This window comes from Flavobacterium suncheonense GH29-5 = DSM 17707, assembly GCF_000430025.1.
In the GTDB taxonomy this organism is placed as follows: Bacteria; Bacteroidota; Bacteroidia; order Flavobacteriales; family Flavobacteriaceae; genus Flavobacterium; species Flavobacterium suncheonense.
In genome coordinates this window covers 11,894-30,096 of sequence record NZ_AUCZ01000007.1, presented here as the reverse complement: position 1 = coordinate 30,096, position 18,203 = coordinate 11,894, and the positions used below count along the sequence as shown (strand labels likewise).

The following is an 18,203-nucleotide window of genomic DNA, read 5'->3' as shown; positions in this document are numbered from 1 at the left end:
AAAAACAAAAAACCCGCTCATTGAGCGGGTTTTGTTGTGGTACCTCCAGGAATCGAACCAGGGACACACGGATTTTCAGTCCGTTGCTCTACCAACTGAGCTAAGGTACCTTTCGGTGCTTTCGTTAAGCGTGTATTGCTTGTTGATTGCGGGTGCAAATATAGAACCATTTTTCATTTATGCAAAACAAATTTTTAAAAAAATCAATTTGTATCTTTGCTGACACAATTCAAAAAATATGCTTTTAGCCATCGATGTGGGGAATACCCGAATTAAAGTTGCTGTTTTTGAGAAAGATAGTCTTTTGTGGAGGGACGTCTTTCGGAAAGAAGAAGCCGGAAAAAAAATCGAAAAAATTTTTGAAAAATTTCCGGAAATCGAAAATTCGGTGTTTTCTTCGGTAGGCCAACCGGACGAATCGGTGGTGAATCGGCTGGCTCAAAACTCAAAACTGACGGTTATTTCTTCCGAAACGCATTTTCCCTTTGACAACAAATACGAAACGCCGAAAACTTTGGGAGTAGACCGTATGGTACTGGCTTCCGGGGCGACGTTGTTGTATCCAGACCAAAACCGACTGGTAATCGATGCGGGAACCTGTATCACTTACGATTTTATCAATGCTGAAAATCAGTATTTGGGCGGTGCCATTTCGCCTGGCTTTCGTTTGCGCTACGAATCGCTTCACAATTACACTGCCAAATTGCCGTTACTGACCTTAGAACAACCGGAGGGCTTTATCGGAAATTCCACGAAACAGTCGATTCATTCCGGTGTGGTAAACGGTATTGTAAACGAGATCGAAGGGTTTGTGAGCCGGTACCATGAACAATATCAACATTTAACAGTAATTTTAACAGGAGGCGATGCGGAATTTTTGGCTGAAAACATAAAAAACACCATATTTGCCAATTCAAATTTCTTACTGGAGAGTTTGAACCACTTACACAATTATATAAGCGACAATGATTAAAAAGATAATCTTAGGAATTAGTATACTTTTTTCAACCACAATTTTTGCTCAGGAAGGAACTGCTTCGCCGTATTCGTTTTACGGAATCGGAGATGTGAAATTTAAAGGAACTGTAGAAAACCGTTCGATGGGAGGTTTGGGAGTAATGGCGGACAGTGTTCGCGTTAATTTGCAAAATCCGGCTTCTTATTCTTTTTTAAGGTTTACATCACTTTCAGTTGGAGGCTCTAACAACAGAGTGGATTTTGAAACTAATGAACAAACGGAAAAAGCTCAGAGAACTTCTCTAGATTATTTAGTGATTGGGCTTCCAATGGGTAAATTGGGTGTTTCGTTCGGGTTGATGCCTTTTTCAAATGTAGGTTATAAAATAGCAAAAGATTCGAATGAGTCTGATCCAAGGTCTCAAATTTACAGAGGTGAAGGAGGGCTGAATCGTGTTTTTTTAGGAGCAGCTTACAATGTGACTAAAAAATTTAGCATAGGTGCGGATTTTCAGTATAATTTTGGAAGGGTTAAAAAAGAAGCAATTGTTTTTTACCCGGATGTGCTTTTGGGATCCAGAGCTAAAAATGAAACAAGATACAGTGGTTTTTCAACAACTCTTGGAGCTATATATCAAACAAAAATTGCCGATAAATGGGATTGGCAAAGCAGTTTAACTTTTTCTCCGGAAAGCAAATTGATGTCTGATAATTCAAGAAATATAGCAGTTGTGTTTTATAATCAGCAAGGTACTGAAATTGCTCAAGACCAACAAGATGTTCCTGTGGAAGATTTTAAAGTGCGAATGCCTGCCAAATTTTCGATAGGATCGTCTTTTGGCAGTAAGAGAAAATGGATGTTTGGAGCTGAATTAACATTGCAAGGGAAAAACGAGGTTACCTGGGGAGAAGAAACTGGCGTTACTACAGCCTCAGCAACAAAATTATCAGTAGGAGGTTATTTTATTCCTAAATACAATTCCTATTCGGGATATTTTAAAAGGGTAACCTACCGAGCGGGGTATAAATATGAAAATACCGGTTTAGTTGTAAATAACAAAAATATTGTTGATCATACCGGGACGTTAGGGTTTGGTTTTCCTGTGGGAACAACGATTTCAAGTTTAAACTTAGGATTGGAGTATGGAAAACGAGGTACCAAGGCTAAAGGTCTGATAGAGGAAAACTATTTTGGAATCAGTTTAGGGCTTACCTTCAGCGATCGTTGGTTTGTGAAAACAAAATATGACTAATTGTTGCCTTGAAAAAACAGCTTCAAAATAATGCTTTAGGGTTTTGGGTTCTTTTTGTGATGGGAACCTTATTTTCCTGTGAGAGTAATTTTAAAGATGTTCAGAGGATTAACACTGCGACGTTTGCTCCAACCGGAGAAGCCGACAGCGTTAATTTAAAATACACAGATTCCGGTAAAATCAAAGCAATACTCAGAAGTCCGAAACTATTGGACTATTCGAATATTAAATATCCCTTTACAGAATTTCCTAAAGGCGTATATGTAACCTTGTATGATGAGAAAGGGCAACAGAGCCATGTGGTTTCCGATTATGCAATAACGTATGCCAAAACGGATATCATCGACTTGCAGGGCAATGTGAAAATAACATCACACGACGGAAAAGTTCTGGAGACCCAGCAACTGTATTACGATCAGAAAAACGAATGGTTTTTTACCGAAAAACACTTTAAATATACTGATGCAGCCGGTGGGTACTTGGAAGGACCGGGGGTAGATTTCAGTAAAGATTTCAAAGTTTTCAACATGCAAAACAGCCAGGGACAGGTTACTAAAATCGATTAATTATGAAAATACTACAATATACCCACTACTTGTATCTCATCCTCTTCGTTTTATTTCTTTTGGATGGTATTGACAGAGTTCAGAAAGATGAAAATGCTGTTGTGAGTTTTCTCTTTGCAGCAATGGCAGTTTTTATGTTTTTCTTCCGGAAAAAATTTTCAAACCGCATGAATAAATAATTTAAAAACAGGTTTAAGGGGTAAAAAAAATTAGTTACTGTTTTATTATTAAATAGATAATTGTATTTTCGCCCTCTGAATAAAAAAAGTAACTAAATAAAATGGCAGTTTTATCAAAAATCAGACAACGTTCAATCTTACTGATAGGAGTAATCGGATTCTGTTTATTAGCATTCGTAATTGGGGATATTATCCAGAGCGGTGGTTTTAGCCAGACTTCAAGAAACATCGGAAGCGTAAACGGAGAGAATATCTTAGCGCAGGAATTCCTTCAAAAGGTTGCCAATATGGAAAAAAACGGACAAGGCATGAGCAATACTCAGGTGGCCAATTCTGTATGGGAGCAAGAAGTGAAAAGAATTCTTTTTGGGGAAGAGTTTGAAAAATTAGGTTTAAAAATTGGCAAAGATCAGTTGGTAAACGTAATGAAGCAAAATCCAAGTTTTGCGCAAAATCCTCAATTTTTAAATGCTGCTGGACTTTTTGACGTTAATAAATTCAACGAGTATTTGGCAACAATCAAAGCTTCTCAGCCTGAGCAGTGGAATGCCTGGTTAGAATACGAAAAACAAGTGGAAACCATGGCTACCGAGCAAATGTACTACACTATGGTGAAAGCCGGTATGATTGCTACCAAAGCGGAAGGGAAAATGGCTTACGAGAGAGAGAACAACAAAGTTGATTTCGATTACGTAACCGTTGGATATGCTACCATTAAAGATGAAGAAGTGAAAGTTTCTGATGCAGAACTTTTGGATTATATGAAAAAACATCCAAAAAAATACAAATCAGACAAATCACGCGATATTGAATTCGTTTTCATTGAAAACAAACCATCTGCTGAAGATGAAGCAGAAATGAAAGCAACCATCAACGGTTTGTTAACCGGAAGAGTGGTTTTCAACGAAAAAACAGGAAAAAACGACACCTTGCCAGGTTTCAAGGCAGCTGCTAATACTGAGGAGTTCGTGAATGCAAATTCTGATATCAAATACGATACGACCTATATTGCCAAGAAAGATTTGCCTTTGGAAAATCAGGAGGCGTTGTTTAACCTTCCTCAGGGAGAAGTGTTCGGCCCTTATGTTTTCAACGGATATTCATGTCTGTCTAAAATGATGGGCAGAAAAGCAGGTGCTTCTGCTAAAGTGAGCCATATTTTAATCGGATACGAAGGAAGTAAGACGCCAAATTTAGCCGTTAAGCGTACTAAAGAAGAAGCACAGGCAAAAGCCAATGAGTTGTTGGCACAGGCACAGGCCAACCCAGGGATGTTTGCCATGTTAGCCATGACTAATACAGATGATGCCGGTTCAAAACAAACGGGTGGTTCTTACGACAATGTGGTACCGGGTCAAATGGTAAAAGCATTCGACAACTTCCTGTTCAGCAATCCGGTTGGTAAAATAGGAGTGGTTGAAACAGAATTCGGTTTCCACGTAATTAAAGTGGATGCGAAATACGATGCTGTTCGTTTAGCAACAATTGCAAGAAAAATTGAGCCATCAGAAACTACGGCAGATGCTATTTATACAACAGCAGCTAAATTTGAAGCCGATGCCAACGAGAAAGATTTTGAATCTGTGGCAAAAGCCATGAATCTGACGGTAACTCCGGCTACCGTGAAAGTAACAGATGAGTACCTTCCTTCAGTTGGAGCACAACGCGCAGTAATTTCTTGGGCGTTCGGTAAAAAAACCAACGAAGGCGACATCAGAAAATTTGACAACGTACAAGGTCATATCATTGCTCGTGTTAAAGCTAAAAACGAAACAGGTTTATTGTCTATAGAAGAGGCTAAAAATATTGTAGCGCCAATTCTTAGAAATGAGAAAAAAGCGGCTTTAATCAAAGCTAAAATGACAGGAGCAACTTTGGAAGCGGTATCGCAAAAATCAGGAGCTTCTGTTCTTACGGCAACAGCGGTTTCTTTAGAGAATCCATTCATCCCGGCTGTTGGTGCAGAGCCTAAAGTAGTAGGGAAAGCGTTTGGTTTGGGAGCCGGAAAAACTTCTTCTTTAATTGAAGGACAATCCGGTGTTTACATCATCAGAACTAAAAATGTAGCGAAAGCTGCAGCGTTACCGAATTATGCGCCGTACATCACAAAATTAAAATCTCAAAATCAGGGATCTGTTTACGGAAAATTAATTGAAGCGCTTAAATCCGCAGCGGATATTGAAGACAACCGTTCAGAATTCTAATCAAAGAGAACAAGGAAATAAATAAAAAAGGTTTGCGAACAGCAAACCTTTTTTATTTTATCATCTCAGCATAAGGAAGGATTGTTGTAAATCCTTTGGCTTTAAAATAGGCGGTGGGATCTTCTTTTGACACTGCCAGCACAAAATCGCCGCCCCAGGCACCAAGACTTTTGACAACGCCTTTGAAATCGTGAAAATAGTTTTCTTTTACCGTTTGCATTTCCAGAACATCACTCATAATAGTTTCATGGGTTTCCAGTAAAGTGGCGAATTCGCTTACCGTTGGAGCGGTTATAACCGAATGGGTAAGTTTATTTATTTTGGCAAGCGTAGCACCGATGCGCGGTTGCTTGTCATAATAGCCGGCAATTGCCGCACGGCTGTTCTGCTTCTGATTCAGGTAAACAAAATACAGGTTTTCCTTAAAGGAAGGATTGAAAGCAACAGGTGTCACTTTCGGAAGGCCGTCTTCCAGTTGATACAAAATCGGCGTGTTATTCTGGGCACAGGCAATATCATAGCCGCTTCCTCCAAAACTGTTGTGAAGCAACGAAAAAGCATCAATGTTCAGCCATTGGGCAATGTTGTTAATCAGGGTGGAAGACGTGCCAAGACCCCAAAATTTCGGAAAAGTCAATTCGGTTGTAATAGTATAGCCGTCGGAATGGTCTAAGAACGCCCTGTTCTTTTGATAGCCCTCATGAAGAATTTCAATCAGGGTATTTTTAACCGAAGCCTCCTTTTCAAACTTTTTTCTTTCAATAATGTCTTCAAAAGCAAGGGTGTCGGAAAACCAGATGCTGCCATCGCTGTCTTTACTGATCCAGCGGATGCTTTTGCCGTTTCCTTTTTCAACGTGCAGATATTGGCCGAATTTGGTGGGCAATGCCAAAGCAAGCGCACCGTCCAAAACGACATATTCTCCGGTTATCAGTAGTTTTCCGTTGCTGTAAAACGTCTGTTTCAAAAGGATGGTTTAACCTAATTAGTATTATTTAGTATTACGGATGCTTTCGAGATATTCCACCACACCGGAATGCGAAACGGTATGATGCTGAAAATGTTTGGTAACCATTTTCCGTTCTTCTTCGGTAGCCTGAAACTGGTTGAGGATGTTCATCAGGTGCATTTTCATATGTCCTTGCTGGATGCCGGTAGTGGTAAGCGAACGCAGCGCTCCGAAATTCTGGGCAAGTCCGGCAACGGCAACAATTTCCATGAGTTCGTGTGCCGAAGGATTTCCCAACATTTCCAGGGATATTTTTACCAAAGGATGTAAAGACGTAAGCCCGCCAACCGTTCCTAATGCCAACGGAATTTCCATCCAGAACGTAAAAATGCCGTTTTCGATTTTGGCGTGCGACAGACTGGAATATTTTCCGTTTCGGGAAGCGTAGGCGTGAACGCCTGCCTCTACAGCCCTGAAATCGTTACCTGTAGCAATGACAACCGCATCAATTCCGTTCATGATGCCTTTGTTGTGGGTTACCGCTCTGTACGGCTCAATCTCAGCAATCTGAACGGCACGAACAAATTTTTCGGCAAACTCTTCCTGAGAAATGTGTTTTTCTTCTTTTAATTCGGAAACGGGACAAGACACTTCGGCTCGGACGAGACAGTTCGGCACATAATTGGAAAGGATGCTCATCACCACCTGAAGGTTCTTTTCTTCTTCGGAAAAATCTTCCCGCAAAGCAGCCTCTTCTTTTAGCGTTTTGGCAAATTGTTCCAGACAGGAGTTGATGAAGTTGGCTCCCATGCTGTCTTTCGTTTCAAATGTGGCGTGCAGCTGATAGTAATGCTCTAAGTCGGAGGTTTTGTCGCGCAATTCAATCGCCAGAATTCCACCACCTCTTTTTTGCATGTTTTTGGTTAAACCTTCGGTTCCGGAAAAGAATTTAGGCTGAATTTCCTCAATGAACCGCTTCAGTTTCAGACTGTCGCCTTTAAAGATAAAATGAACCTGACCGATTTTTTCGGAACTGATTACCCGTGCTTTAAAACCGCCCCGGTTGCTCCAGAATTTAGCGGCTTTGGAGGCAGCTGCCACCACGGAACTTTCTTCTATGGCCATTGGTATGGTGTAAGGCTTTCCGTTGATTACGAAATTGGGTGCCACGCCAAGCGGCAGGTAAAAGTTGGAAATGGTGTTTTCGATAAATTCGTCATGAAGTTTTTGCAAATCGGTATCGTTGTTCCAGTATTTTTGAAGCACCTGAACGGCTTCTGCAGGGTTGGCAAAATGCTGTTCTGCAATCCACTGTATTTTTTCTGCTTTTGACAGTTTGGAAAAACCACTTACTGCTTTTGACATTTTTACACTTTTTAGATACGGCAAAGATACATTTTACTTGGTTATTGTTCGACAGTTTTCGCCCATTTTAAAAGTACGGTTTCAAGAATTTCCCTCTTGATTGGTTTGGCAATGTAGTCGTTCATTCCGATGCTCTTGCAGTATTCTTCTTCATCTTTGATGATACCGGCTGTCAGGGCAATAATCACACAATCGGAATCGGTTTCCCTGATTTTTTCGGTAGCAACATACCCGTTCATAATCGGCATCTGAATATCCATCAAAATGATGTCGGGTTTTTCCGCAGCATGGATTTCCACCGCTTCTTCTCCGTTAGCGGCCTGAAAAATAACCGCTTTCGGGAATATTTTCGCTACCAGGGTTTTGGAAAGCAGCATGTTGATTTTGTTGTCTTCGACAATCAGAATTTTGATCTTCTGGGTAAAAATATTTTCCGGAACTTCTGTTGTTATGGGTTTTTCCGGTAGCGGTTCTTTGGAATTCAGTTCGTTCAGGATTAGTTGCAGAATGTGAATTTTAACCGGTTTTACGATAGATTTCACGACGGCGTTGGGCGGATAGGCAATATTGTTTGTGTTGGAATTCTGCATCAGGATAATCGGTTTGCCCAATTTGGATAGTTCCTCGAGTCCTTCTTTACCAATCAGCTCGTAATCCGCCATGAAAATATCGCAGTCATTCTGGAATTTATAAGCGTTCTGATAATTTTTATTTAGCACCGATTTGATTTTATAATGTTCCAGCATGCGGCTGATAATTTCAAAATTGGTCTGATTGTCTTCAATAATCAGAATGGTATCAATCGTATTGTTTTCCAATTGTTTTAAAGAACCGCAATGCGCCGCTTTGAATTCGAGGTCAAAGAAGAATATGGTTCCGCCTCCCGGACGGTCTTCAATCTGGAGTTTGCTGTTCATGAGCTGCAGCAGGCTGTCGGTAATTGGGATGCCGAGTCCCGTGCCGCCATATTTTCGGGTAGTGGAATTGTCTTCCTGTGAAAAGGCTTCAAAAATGCGTTTTCGGTTTTCCGGTTTAATTCCGATTCCGGTATCTTTAACCAGGAATCTCATGCGGGATTTTTCTTCGTTGATTTCCTGATACTGAACCTCGAGTTCGATTTCTCCTTCCTGTGTAAATTTGATGGCGTTACCAAGCAGGTTAACCAGGATTTGTTTCACCCGGATTTCATCTACCCAAATCAGGCACGGGATGTCTTCTCGGATGTTTACAATCAAATCGAGATGCTTCTCGTGTGCGGAATATTTTACCATGTCAATAACCTGATTTACAATTTCATGCAGGTTGGTTTTGGTGATGTCCAGCTCGAGTTTTCCGGCTTCGATTTTGGACAAATCCAGAATGTCATTTACAATTTCCAGCAACGCATCAGCCGATTGATTTACGGTAATCAGATACTGTTCCTGAACGGAATTGAGTTTCGATTTCAGCAGCAAATTGCTAAACCCGATAATTCCGTTAAGCGGTGTCCGGATTTCGTGACTCATGTTGGCGAGAAATTGGGTTTTGGCTTTGTTGGCAGCTTCGGCTACTTCTTTTGCTTTGAGCGCTTCTTCCATTTTTTTGCGCTCGGTAGCATCGAGTACCACGCCTTCTATGTAGGAAATGTTGTCTTCGTCGAAAATGGCTTCACCGTATTCTTCGATCCAGATAATTTCCCCGTTTTTACGGACCAGCCTGCAGGTAACATGAAACGGACGCCCCGATTTAATGGAGTTTTCTATTTCGCGGCTAACGGCTTTTTCTTCATCGGGATGATAGAGGTCTCTAAGCGAAACCCTGCCTTCAAAGAAATCTTCCTTGCTGTACCCGGTAAGTTTTTCGATTTCGTCGTTCAGGAATACTTTGGTACGCTCTTCGTTGTATTTTACAAGATATACAGCTGCCGGAATGTTGTTGGCCAGTAAACTGAATTTTTCTTCGTTTTCACGGATAATTTTTTCATTGTGCAGGCGTTCGATGGTGGCGGCAATATTGTTGGTAAAGGTTTGTAAAATGTTAATCTCGTCGGTTGTCCAGATGCGTTCTGTGGTGCAGTCATCGAAACCGATAAAGCCACTGAACGTATCTTTTACGAAAATCGGTAAAATCAAAATGGAAAGAATCGACTGATCTTCTAAAAGCGTTTTGAAATTGCCCTGAGGAATATTCTTAACAAGCGCCATGTAAGGCTTGTTTTGGATGATTACCTCCATAAAATCCGGGATTGCATCGTGCGGAATGTTCTGAAGTTGCGGGTTGTCAATTTCTTTAAGATTTTCCTGGCTGGTCCATTCGAATTTCTGACTCATCAGGTTGGTTCCCGGATCGTTTTCGAAATAGTAAATGCGGTCTACTTTTGTAGATTTTCCGATTTCCCGGAGCGATTCGTCGAAAACATCCGCAAGGTGGTCACTTTGTAGCAGTTTGTCTGTGGTTTTGGCAATAGCCGTCAGAATTTCACTTTTATAGATGATGAGTTCTTCTGCCGATTTTCTTTTTAATGTTTCGATGGCCAAAGCGATAATGTCGGAGATGGATCGCGCGAAATTAATATCTTCCGAAGTCCAGTACCTGATTTCCGAAGTACATTCGTAACAGGTTATTGCCGTAAGTTCGCCAGAGACATAAATCGGAAAATCAAGCAGGGATTTTATTTCATAATTTTTGAAATATACCTCGTTAAACTCTACGGTATCCGGATGGTTCTTGGCATCGGAAGCTACAATAAACGGGCGGTTTTCCACCGCATTAAAATAAATAGGAAAATCTTTTTTATGCAGCTCAATTCCTTTGGAAAAAGCTCCGTCTTCCGAAGCATACAACCATTCCAGCTCGATGGAGTCATCCTTCTTTTTCCACAAACTGGACCGTTCGATGTTTAAAGCCAAAGCGGCTTCTTTTATGATGTGTTTGATCAGTGTATCGCGATTTTCGAATTTTAAAAAGTTAAGGGTGGAAAGCTCGTTGATGGTTTTGTTCAGACGCATGTTTTTCTCCATCCGGATGTTTTCCTCAATCTCAATGCTTTTCAGCGTGGTAATATCCCGGACAATTGAAGAGTAACCGATAATTCTGCCGGATTCGTCTTTTTTGATGTTGACTTTCTGGGACACCCACATTTCGCTGCCGTCGCTCTTAATGATGGGGAATTCGATGATTTCGAAATCGTTTCGGTTTTCCCGTTGTTCCAGATAGTATTCTTCTACTTTTTTGACGTATTCCGGCTTGATTAAACTGGTAAAATGTTTTCCGATGATGTCTTCCACTTTATAACCCAGCGATTTTTCGGCAAACTGATTGACAAAGATGAAAAATCCGTCTTTGTCTACTTCAAAAATAATATCGGAAGCAAATTGTACCAGATTTCGGTATTGCTCTTCTACCAAAATTTTCGGTGTAATATCCTGTCCGGTGGCCACAAAAAGATTGTCGTTATAGCGTTGGTCGGTCCATTGGATGTATTTGTACTCGCCGTTTTTACATTTCAATTTGCGGGTGTACACAGAATCCGGGACGTATATATCGTTGTAATCAATGTCTTTAAATTCCTGATCTTGTGTTAGCGCCCAGAAATTTTTTCCCATTACTTCTTCGGCCGTATATCCTAAAATTTTTTCGATAGACTTACCGCAGAATGTCAAGTTTCCATGCCGGTCTGTGGCAATGGTTAAGGAGTTGGAATTATTAATGATGCTGCTGGTAAACATGATTTTATCGTTGGCATTCAAGATGGCAATGCGACGGGCATAGTTGATTACCAGGACAATGAAGGAAGTATTTATCAGGGTGATAATCTGTTTGGTTTCCGAAGTAAGGTTGAACAACAGTACTGTCAGAACAGCCATCAGGGAAACCACAAAGAACAAGTACTGGTTTACTTTTTTGAAAACACTGTAAGAGAAAAACAGAATCAGCAAAAATTCGGTATAGGTGATTAAATCGAACGGGAACTGGATTATTTTATAGATGACCGTAACCGCATATGAGATGATGAACACTATGAAAATTGAAGTAAGCGACTTGCGAACCTTTGCGTTTTTTTTGGATAAATGGTACACGGCGAAACAAAAAATCCCCACTAACAGATTGGAAATCATATCGAAATTACTTCGCTTGATAAAGAACAGGTTAATTACTTCCGTAAGCGGAAAAATAATTCCCAAAAAGAAAAAATACGTGCGTAATTCGTTAGCATTGTCATACTCTTCATTAAAATTTCGGATAAAATCCTTGTTGTAGGTAGAAGCCTTGTCGAAAGCAATTTTTGAAAAGAGCCCGATGAAAAAGAAAATGGGTAGCAAAAACCACCATTTGTAATAAAAAGGGGTTTCAATTCTAAACGAATAGTGGGCTGTTTTGCTGAGAGTTTTTCCGTTAATGTCGACCAGTCTTACATGAAAGGTGTAGTTGCCATGCGGCAAATTGGAATAGGATATGGAATTTTCACGTGTCCCGACAGACCAATCGCTGTCTACACCTTCAAGATAATAGGAATAAAGGTTTTCCCCCAGCCGGTCGGAGTTGATGGTGTTGAATTCGAAGGTAAGATGGTTTTCGTCTGCTTTGAACAGATGGTTTTGTTCCGGTCGGTTAAACCAGAAAGCATCACTGTCTTCAGTATCAGACCAATTTCGTCGTTCGTTAAAAACATCAACATTGGTAATTTGCAGGTTGATGTCCTGTTTAGGTTTGCTTCGGTAAGCATTTAAATACTTGTAAAGACCGTTGGCGGTCCCGAAGTAAATGTTGCCGTCTTCGTCGGTTGTTTCTGCTCTCGTATTGGTTTCAAGTCCGTAAAAGCCATTGGTCGAATTGAAATTTTTGATGTCCAGTAATTTCCCTGAGGCATCGATTTTTATTTTGTCAATCCCCAGATTACTTCCGGCATAAATGTATCCGTTTTTATCTGCAGAAAGGGTAAAAATCAGACTGGAAGCCAACCCGTTTTTAGGGGTATATCGTATTGTTTTGTCTTTTGTCAGGCAGAAGAGTCCATTGTAACTGGAAAACCATAAGTTACCGAAACTGTCTTTGCAGGAAGCATTTATAGAAGGATTAACAATTTTATGATCTACGGAAAATTGATTGGGTTTTGTCTTTTTTACATGAAAAACACCAGCGTTGGTGCCTATGTACCAATTGTTTTGGTCGAGTTGTTCGATTGTTGTTACGTTGTTAAACAATTCCTGCCGGTTGTTTTGGCTTAACGTTGCGACAAGACGAAACGCGTTGTCTAACACCAACAAGCCGTGACTGGTTCCGGCCAGAAAACCTTCTCCCGGGATTTCGGCAATTTTGCGAAAATTCGTCCCTTTAGGAACCGAATTGTTTACAGGAGTGGCCAGTAATTCGTTTTTGCCAACAATAAACAAACCTTCTTTAGTGCCTGCCAATACTTGTTTTGAAGCGGTTTGAAAAAGCGTTGAAGCGCCAATTTTGTTGTCGTACTTCCTTTTTAAAGCGTATTCCAGATAATCACTTCCTTCAAAATAATAAATCCCGCTGTTGAGAATTCCGGCGTAAAGTCCTTCCGGAGTGGTAAGGACGGAAAAAATGTAAGGTGTGTTGAGTTCTCGGGTGTTGTTGTAATTGTAAAATTGTTGTTGTCCGGTTCGGTAGAGACCGGTGCCGTACGTACCGATGTATAATTTTCCGATTTTGTCTTGGAACATACAAAAAATGTTTTCCCCTCCAAAACCGTTGCTCTTATCGATATGATTGTAAAAATGTTTCCCGTACATGATCAATCCCTGATCCTTTTCTCCGGCTATCCATAGAAACCCGCTTCTGCCCTGAAACATTTTGCGGATAGAAAAGGGTTTGTTGTTTGGTAATTCAATTCGTTCGGAAAAAAGAGCCTGATAACGATTCTTCCCCAGGATATTAATTGTGTACAATTCTCCGTTGGAATTTCCGGCCAGTATTTGCGTGTCGGTTTTCTTTGCTAATGTTTGATAACCGGTCAGCTTTAAAGGCTCAATAATTTCATGGTGATTCCCTGTAACCTTCAGTACTCCTTTATCGGTCCCTAAATAAAATACACCATAGGAATCCCGGACAATACTGTTGTACGTGTAATTTTCATCTTGAAATGCAATCAGTTTTTTTAAGCCGTATTCTTTGGTAAGTAAAATGATTTCCCGATCTGTGAAACAGTAAACCCCTTCTTTATCAGCGTATAGCTTTTGGATGATGTTGCTTTTAAAGACAGAGTTTTCCCGAGTAAAGTTTTTAATGAATTTTTTTCCGTTGTACACAAAGAGGCCATCGTATTTTGTGGCGGCTATAATATTGGTATTGTCATCTTCAACAATATCGGTAACAAAAAAACCGTCTTTTTCCTCAGATTTGTTAATGACGCGAAAGGAAGTTCCGTTATACCGAACCAGACCTGCGCCGTCTGTTCCAATCCAGATAAGGTCACGACTGTCCTGAATTATGCTGAAAATCGTAGAGGACGGCAATCCTTTCTCCTGATTAATTAGCTCATAATCATATACTTGCGCTGAAATGTTCAGGGAGAGCAACCAGAAGAAAAAAAGTAATACGATTTTTTTAATCATTGTCTGTATTCGCTTATAGGAATGAAATTTAGGAAAACGAAATAAATTTAACAAATATTAACCAAATTGACAGATATTATGTGAACTATTTGAAATTCAGGGAGTAATTTTTTAATTATCAGGTTTTGTGAAAGTGTCAGAATTTTTAAAAAAATGTCTTTTAACAAATTAAATGAAGGGCATTTGATAAATTTTCACTAAAATTGGAAGTTTTTTTATCATCAATCTTATGAAAAATATCACGAAATGTTTGTTTTTACTGGTGTTAACGTCGGTTTCGGCACTGGCCCAACAAAAACTAACCCTTGAAGAAATCTGGGGCGGCGCGTTCCGAACACAGGGAATGACGGCGTTGGAAGCCATGAAAAATACGAATCAGTATACGGTTTTAAATTTTGACCGTGCCACGCGTTCCAGTCAAATTGATTTATACGATTTTGCCACGCTGGAAAAAGTAGCCACCTTGCTGGATTCCAAAAACCATAAAGAACTGGAAGGCATTGACAGCTACACCTTCAGCAAAGACGAAAAGAAAATTTTAATTGCCAACCATTCCGATCAGATTTTCCGTCATTCGTTTGTGGCGGATTATTTTATTTACGATACCGCGTCAAAATCTCTGGTGAAACTGGCTGATTACAAAGTTCAGGAACCAACGTTTTCACCGGACGGAACCCAAATCGCTTACGCTTATCAGAATAATTTATACGTGTATGATTTAAATTCCAAAAAACATACGCAAATCACTACAGACGGCAAGAAAAATGCCATAATCAACGGGATTACCGACTGGGTTTACGAAGAAGAATTTTCCTTTGTACGCGCTTACGACTGGAATGCTGCCGGAGACAAAATCGCTTTCATCCGCTTCGACGAAACCAACGTGCCGGAATTTTCCATGGACATGTACAACCAAGGGTTGTATCCTACGCAAGAGGTGTTTAAGTACCCGAAAGCAGGAGAAAAGAACTCCGAGGTTTCGTTACACATTTACGATGTGAAAGCCGCATCAGCCAAAAAAATCAATTTAGACAAATACAACGATTTCTATATTGCCCGAATTGAGTGGACGAATGAGGCGAATACCTTAAGCGCCCAGGTGTTGAACCGTCATCAGAACAATCTGGATTTGCTTTTCGTGGACGGAAATTCCGGGACGACCAAAGTGGTTTTGAATGAAAAAGACAAAGCCTATGTGGATGTAACCGACAATTTAACCTTCCTGAAAGATAACAGTTTCATCTGGACTTCCGAAAAAGACGGCTTCAACCACATTTACCATTACGACAAAAACGGAAAACTGAAAAATCAAATCACCAAAGGAAAATGGGAAGTAACCGCTTATTACGGTTTTGATGAAAAAGCGGGAACCATCTACTTTCAGTCTACCGAAAACGGTTCGATTAACCGCGATGTGTACTGCATAAAATTAAACGGAAGCGGGAAAAAACGCTTAACCATACAAACCGGAACCAACGGGGCGACGTTCAGTCCTAATTTCCAGTATTTTATCAATTCGTATTCGAGTGCGAAAAATGCGCCGAAATATACGTTACACGAAACCAAGTCAGGCAAGCTGATCAAAACCATCGTTTCCAACGAAACCCTGGAGGAGAAATTGGCGAAATACGACTTGCCAACCAAAGAGTTTTCCGAAATCACTACCGAAAAAGGACATAAACTGAACACCTGGATGATCAAGCCGAAAGATTTCGATCCGAACAAAAAATATCCGGTATTCATGTTCCAATATTCCGGACCGGGTTCCCAACAGGTAGACAACAACTGGAACAGCACAGACGATTACTGGTTCATGATGTTGGCACAGCAAGGGTACATTGTGGCTTGTGTAGACGGTCGCGGAACGGGTTTTAAAGGCGCGGAATTCAAAAAATGTACTCAGAAAGAACTGGGAAAATACGAAGTGGAAGACCAGATTGATGCCGCAAAATTGTTCGGAACCTATCCATACGTTGATAAATCCAGAATCGGTATCTTTGGCTGGTCCTACGGTGGTTTTATGGCTTCCAACTGTCTTTTCCAGGGTGCCGATGTGTTTAAAACTGCTATCGCCGTAGCCCCGGTAACCAGCTGGAGGTATTACGACAGTATTTACACCGAGCGTTATATGCAGACCCCGCAGGAAAACGCATCTGGCTACGACAACAATTCGCCAATCAATCACGTAAGCAAATTAAAAGGAAACTTTTTATTAGTGCACGGAACGGCAGACGATAACGTACACGTGCAAAATACCATGAAAATGATCGAAGCATTGGTACAAGCCAACAAACAGTTCGACTGGGCGATTTATCCGGACAAAAACCACGGGATTTACGGTGGGAAAACGCGTTTACAGCTGTACACGAAAATGACAAATTTCATTAAAGAGAAACTTTAATATTAACACACTATAATTTTTCAAAACCAAAACTAAAAATGAGCGAAACTACAGCGAAACAAGCACATCCAAAGGGACTTTGGGTTTTATTCGGAACCGAGATGTGGGAGCGTTTCAACTTCTACGGAATGCGAGCGTTACTTACCTTATTCATGGTAAATTCATTATTGATAAAAGAAGCTGATGCGGCAATTATTTACGGTGGATTTTTGGCGTTATGTTATTTAACACCACTTTTGGGAGGTTTCATCTCGGATAAATATTTAGGGAACAGAAACTGTATTTTGGTGGGCGGTACTTTAATGGCAATAGGACAGTTTTTATTGTTTTTAAGTGCGTCTACTTTCTCTTCCAACTTAGGAACGGCAAAGCTTTTAATGTGGCTGGCGTTGTTTATTATCATTTTTGGTAATGGATTTTTTAAACCGAATATTTCTTCCATGGTGGGAAGTTTGTATCCAAAAGCTGAAAAATCAAAACTGGATTCGGCTTTCACTATTTTCTATATGGGGATTAATATCGGAGCCTTTTTAGGGCAGTTTATTTGTCCTTATTTGGGAGATGTTAAAGACGGTGATACAGGGGTGCGTGATATCTTCGCTTTTAAATGGGGATTCTTAGCCGCATCGATTGCAATGATTATCGGAACCGTAACATTCTTCATTCTTAAAAATAAATATGTAGTTACTCCGGAAGGAAGACCAATCGGAGGTTTGCCTAAGCACAACAGTCATGAGGATTTTGAAGAAGGAGAAACACAAACGGCTCATTTTTCAGGAAAATCAATCGGAATTGCTGTAGCGGTATTCGTAGCCTTGTTTTTCGTTTTCAGATACTTATTGGTAGGGGAATTTGGTTTTAGTTCTATCGAAATGGGACAATTAATCAAAGGAATCATTTATCCGTTTATTTACTCAGCAGGGATTGCCCTGGCATTTCTGATTATGAGTTCCGCCGAAAACAAAGTGGAAAGACAGCGCATCTGGGTAATTTATATCGTTTCGTTTTTCATCATTTTCTTCTGGGCTGCTTTTGAACAGGCAGGTTCCTCGTTAACGTTTATTGCAGACAATCAGACCGACAGAAATATCTTTGGTTGGGATATGCCGCCTTCCATGGTACAGATTTTCAACGGACTTTTTGTTGTGCTGTTAGCGTTGCCGTTCAGTTTGCTTTGGGATAAATTAAGAGCCAGCGGAAAAGAGCCGGTATCTCCGATGAAGCAGGCAATGGGATTAGCTCTGATTGCTTTAAGTTATTTCATTATTGCCAATAACGTTAAAGATTTAGGAAATTCCGGTCTATTAGCGATTAAATGGCTGATGTTGTTGTACCTGATTCAGACAATGGGGGAACTGTGTTTGTCGCCAATCGGATTGTCATTGGTTGGGAAATTAGCGCCAAAACGTTTTGCTTCTTTGTTGTACGGGGTATTCTTTATTTCTAATGCAGCTGGTTATGCTTTGGCAGGTTCATTAGGAGCGATTATTCCGGCTACCGGAGACAAGTTCCAGAAAGCGGAAAAATTAGGCATCAATCTTCAGGATGTATTGGATAAAAAAATCACCTTAACACCGGAGCAGGTGGCTTTGTTTGAAAAGGAACAATTGCCATTGGCCAATACCTCATTCGCAGGATTTGAAATTCACAACCTGTATGAGTTTTTCATGGTGTTTGTGGTTCTTTGCGGAATTGCTGCTGTTATCTTAGCCTTCTTATCACCAAAACTGAAAAAAATGATGCATGGCGTAAGCTAAAGCAAGTAA

Annotated in this window: 10 protein-coding genes and 1 tRNA gene; 7 read left to right on the top strand and 4 right to left on the bottom strand. The window is 40.4% G+C overall.

Translation table 11 applies throughout. From position 1 onward, the window contains the following. Positions 1-37: 37 nt before the first annotated feature. Positions 38-110: transfer RNA gene (locus tag G498_RS0104055), tRNA-Phe, on the bottom strand. Positions 111-238: 128 nt separating this feature from the next. Here G498_RS0104055 and G498_RS0104050 point away from each other — a divergent pair. From G498_RS0104050 to G498_RS0104035, 5 genes are all read left to right on the top strand, one after another. Beyond that, positions 239-973: a type III pantothenate kinase gene (locus G498_RS0104050; RefSeq protein ID WP_026979982.1), complete on the top strand. Its 735-nt coding sequence runs from the start codon at positions 239-241 to the stop codon at positions 971-973. Beyond that, the gene (locus G498_RS0104045) at positions 966-2,210 is read left to right on the top strand and encodes a membrane protein (RefSeq protein WP_026979981.1); all 1,245 of its coding nucleotides are present in this window, start codon (positions 966-968) and stop codon (positions 2,208-2,210) included. The genes G498_RS0104050 and G498_RS0104045 overlap by 8 nt, the downstream gene beginning before the upstream one ends. Before the next feature lie 8 nt (positions 2,211-2,218). After that, a complete protein-coding gene (lptC, locus tag G498_RS0104040; protein ID WP_035743974.1) occupies positions 2,219-2,776 on the top strand; it encodes an LPS export ABC transporter periplasmic protein LptC in 558 nt (185 codons plus the stop codon). A gap of 2 nt (positions 2,777-2,778) precedes the next feature. Beyond that, positions 2,779-2,955 carry a hypothetical protein gene (locus G498_RS15700; RefSeq protein ID WP_154656440.1) on the top strand — a complete coding sequence of 59 codons (177 nt, stop codon included), beginning with the start codon at positions 2,779-2,781 and terminating at the stop codon, positions 2,953-2,955. A 101-nt stretch (positions 2,956-3,056) separates the two neighbouring features. Beyond that, positions 3,057-5,159 (top strand): peptidylprolyl isomerase, encoded by a 2,103-nt coding sequence (locus G498_RS0104035; protein WP_026979979.1) that lies wholly within the window; start codon positions 3,057-3,059, stop codon positions 5,157-5,159. Between the two features lie 52 nt (positions 5,160-5,211). Here G498_RS0104035 and G498_RS0104030 read toward each other — a convergent pair whose 3' ends face one another. From G498_RS0104030 to G498_RS15345, 3 genes are read right to left on the bottom strand one after another with little or no spacing between them, the layout of a single operon-like run. Continuing rightward, positions 5,212-6,126 (bottom strand): GYDIA family GHMP kinase, encoded by a 915-nt coding sequence (locus G498_RS0104030; protein WP_026979978.1) that lies wholly within the window; start codon positions 6,124-6,126, stop codon positions 5,212-5,214. Between the two features lie 24 nt (positions 6,127-6,150). Further along, complete coding sequence (locus G498_RS0104025; RefSeq protein WP_026979977.1) at positions 6,151-7,473, bottom strand: hydroxymethylglutaryl-CoA reductase, degradative; 1,323 nt, start codon at positions 7,471-7,473, stop codon at positions 6,151-6,153. Between the two features lie 41 nt (positions 7,474-7,514). Beyond that, positions 7,515-14,036 (bottom strand): PAS domain S-box protein, encoded by a 6,522-nt coding sequence (locus tag G498_RS15345; protein ID WP_051269705.1) that lies wholly within the window; start codon positions 14,034-14,036, stop codon positions 7,515-7,517. Between the two features lie 229 nt (positions 14,037-14,265). Here G498_RS15345 and G498_RS0104015 point away from each other — a divergent pair, with 229 nt between their 5' ends. Continuing rightward, on the top strand, positions 14,266-16,437 hold the full coding sequence (locus G498_RS0104015; RefSeq protein ID WP_051269702.1) for a S9 family peptidase: 2,172 nt from the start codon (positions 14,266-14,268) through the stop codon (positions 16,435-16,437). Between the two features lie 38 nt (positions 16,438-16,475). Beyond that, positions 16,476-18,194, top strand: a complete 1,719-nt coding sequence (locus G498_RS0104010) for a peptide MFS transporter (protein WP_026979975.1) — start codon at positions 16,476-16,478, stop codon at positions 18,192-18,194. The last annotated feature ends 9 nt before the right edge of the window (positions 18,195-18,203 follow it).

Coding starts and splice junctions, on each gene's coding strand:
- G498_RS0104050 (WP_026979982.1), top strand. CDS start 239: ATGCTTTTAGCCATCGATGTGGGGAATACCCGAATTAAAGTTGCTGTT.
- G498_RS0104045 (WP_026979981.1), top strand. CDS start 966: ATGATTAAAAAGATAATCTTAGGAATTAGTATACTTTTTTCAACCACA.
- G498_RS15700 (WP_154656440.1), top strand. CDS start 2,779: ATGAAAATACTACAATATACCCACTACTTGTATCTCATCCTCTTCGTT.
- G498_RS0104035 (WP_026979979.1), top strand. CDS start 3,057: ATGGCAGTTTTATCAAAAATCAGACAACGTTCAATCTTACTGATAGGA.
- G498_RS0104025 (WP_026979977.1), bottom strand. CDS start 7,473: ATGTCAAAAGCAGTAAGTGGTTTTTCCAAACTGTCAAAAGCAGAAAAA.
- G498_RS15345 (WP_051269705.1), bottom strand. CDS start 14,036: ATGATTAAAAAAATCGTATTACTTTTTTTCTTCTGGTTGCTCTCCCTG.
- G498_RS0104015 (WP_051269702.1), top strand. CDS start 14,266: ATGAAAAATATCACGAAATGTTTGTTTTTACTGGTGTTAACGTCGGTT.
- G498_RS0104010 (WP_026979975.1), top strand. CDS start 16,476: ATGAGCGAAACTACAGCGAAACAAGCACATCCAAAGGGACTTTGGGTT.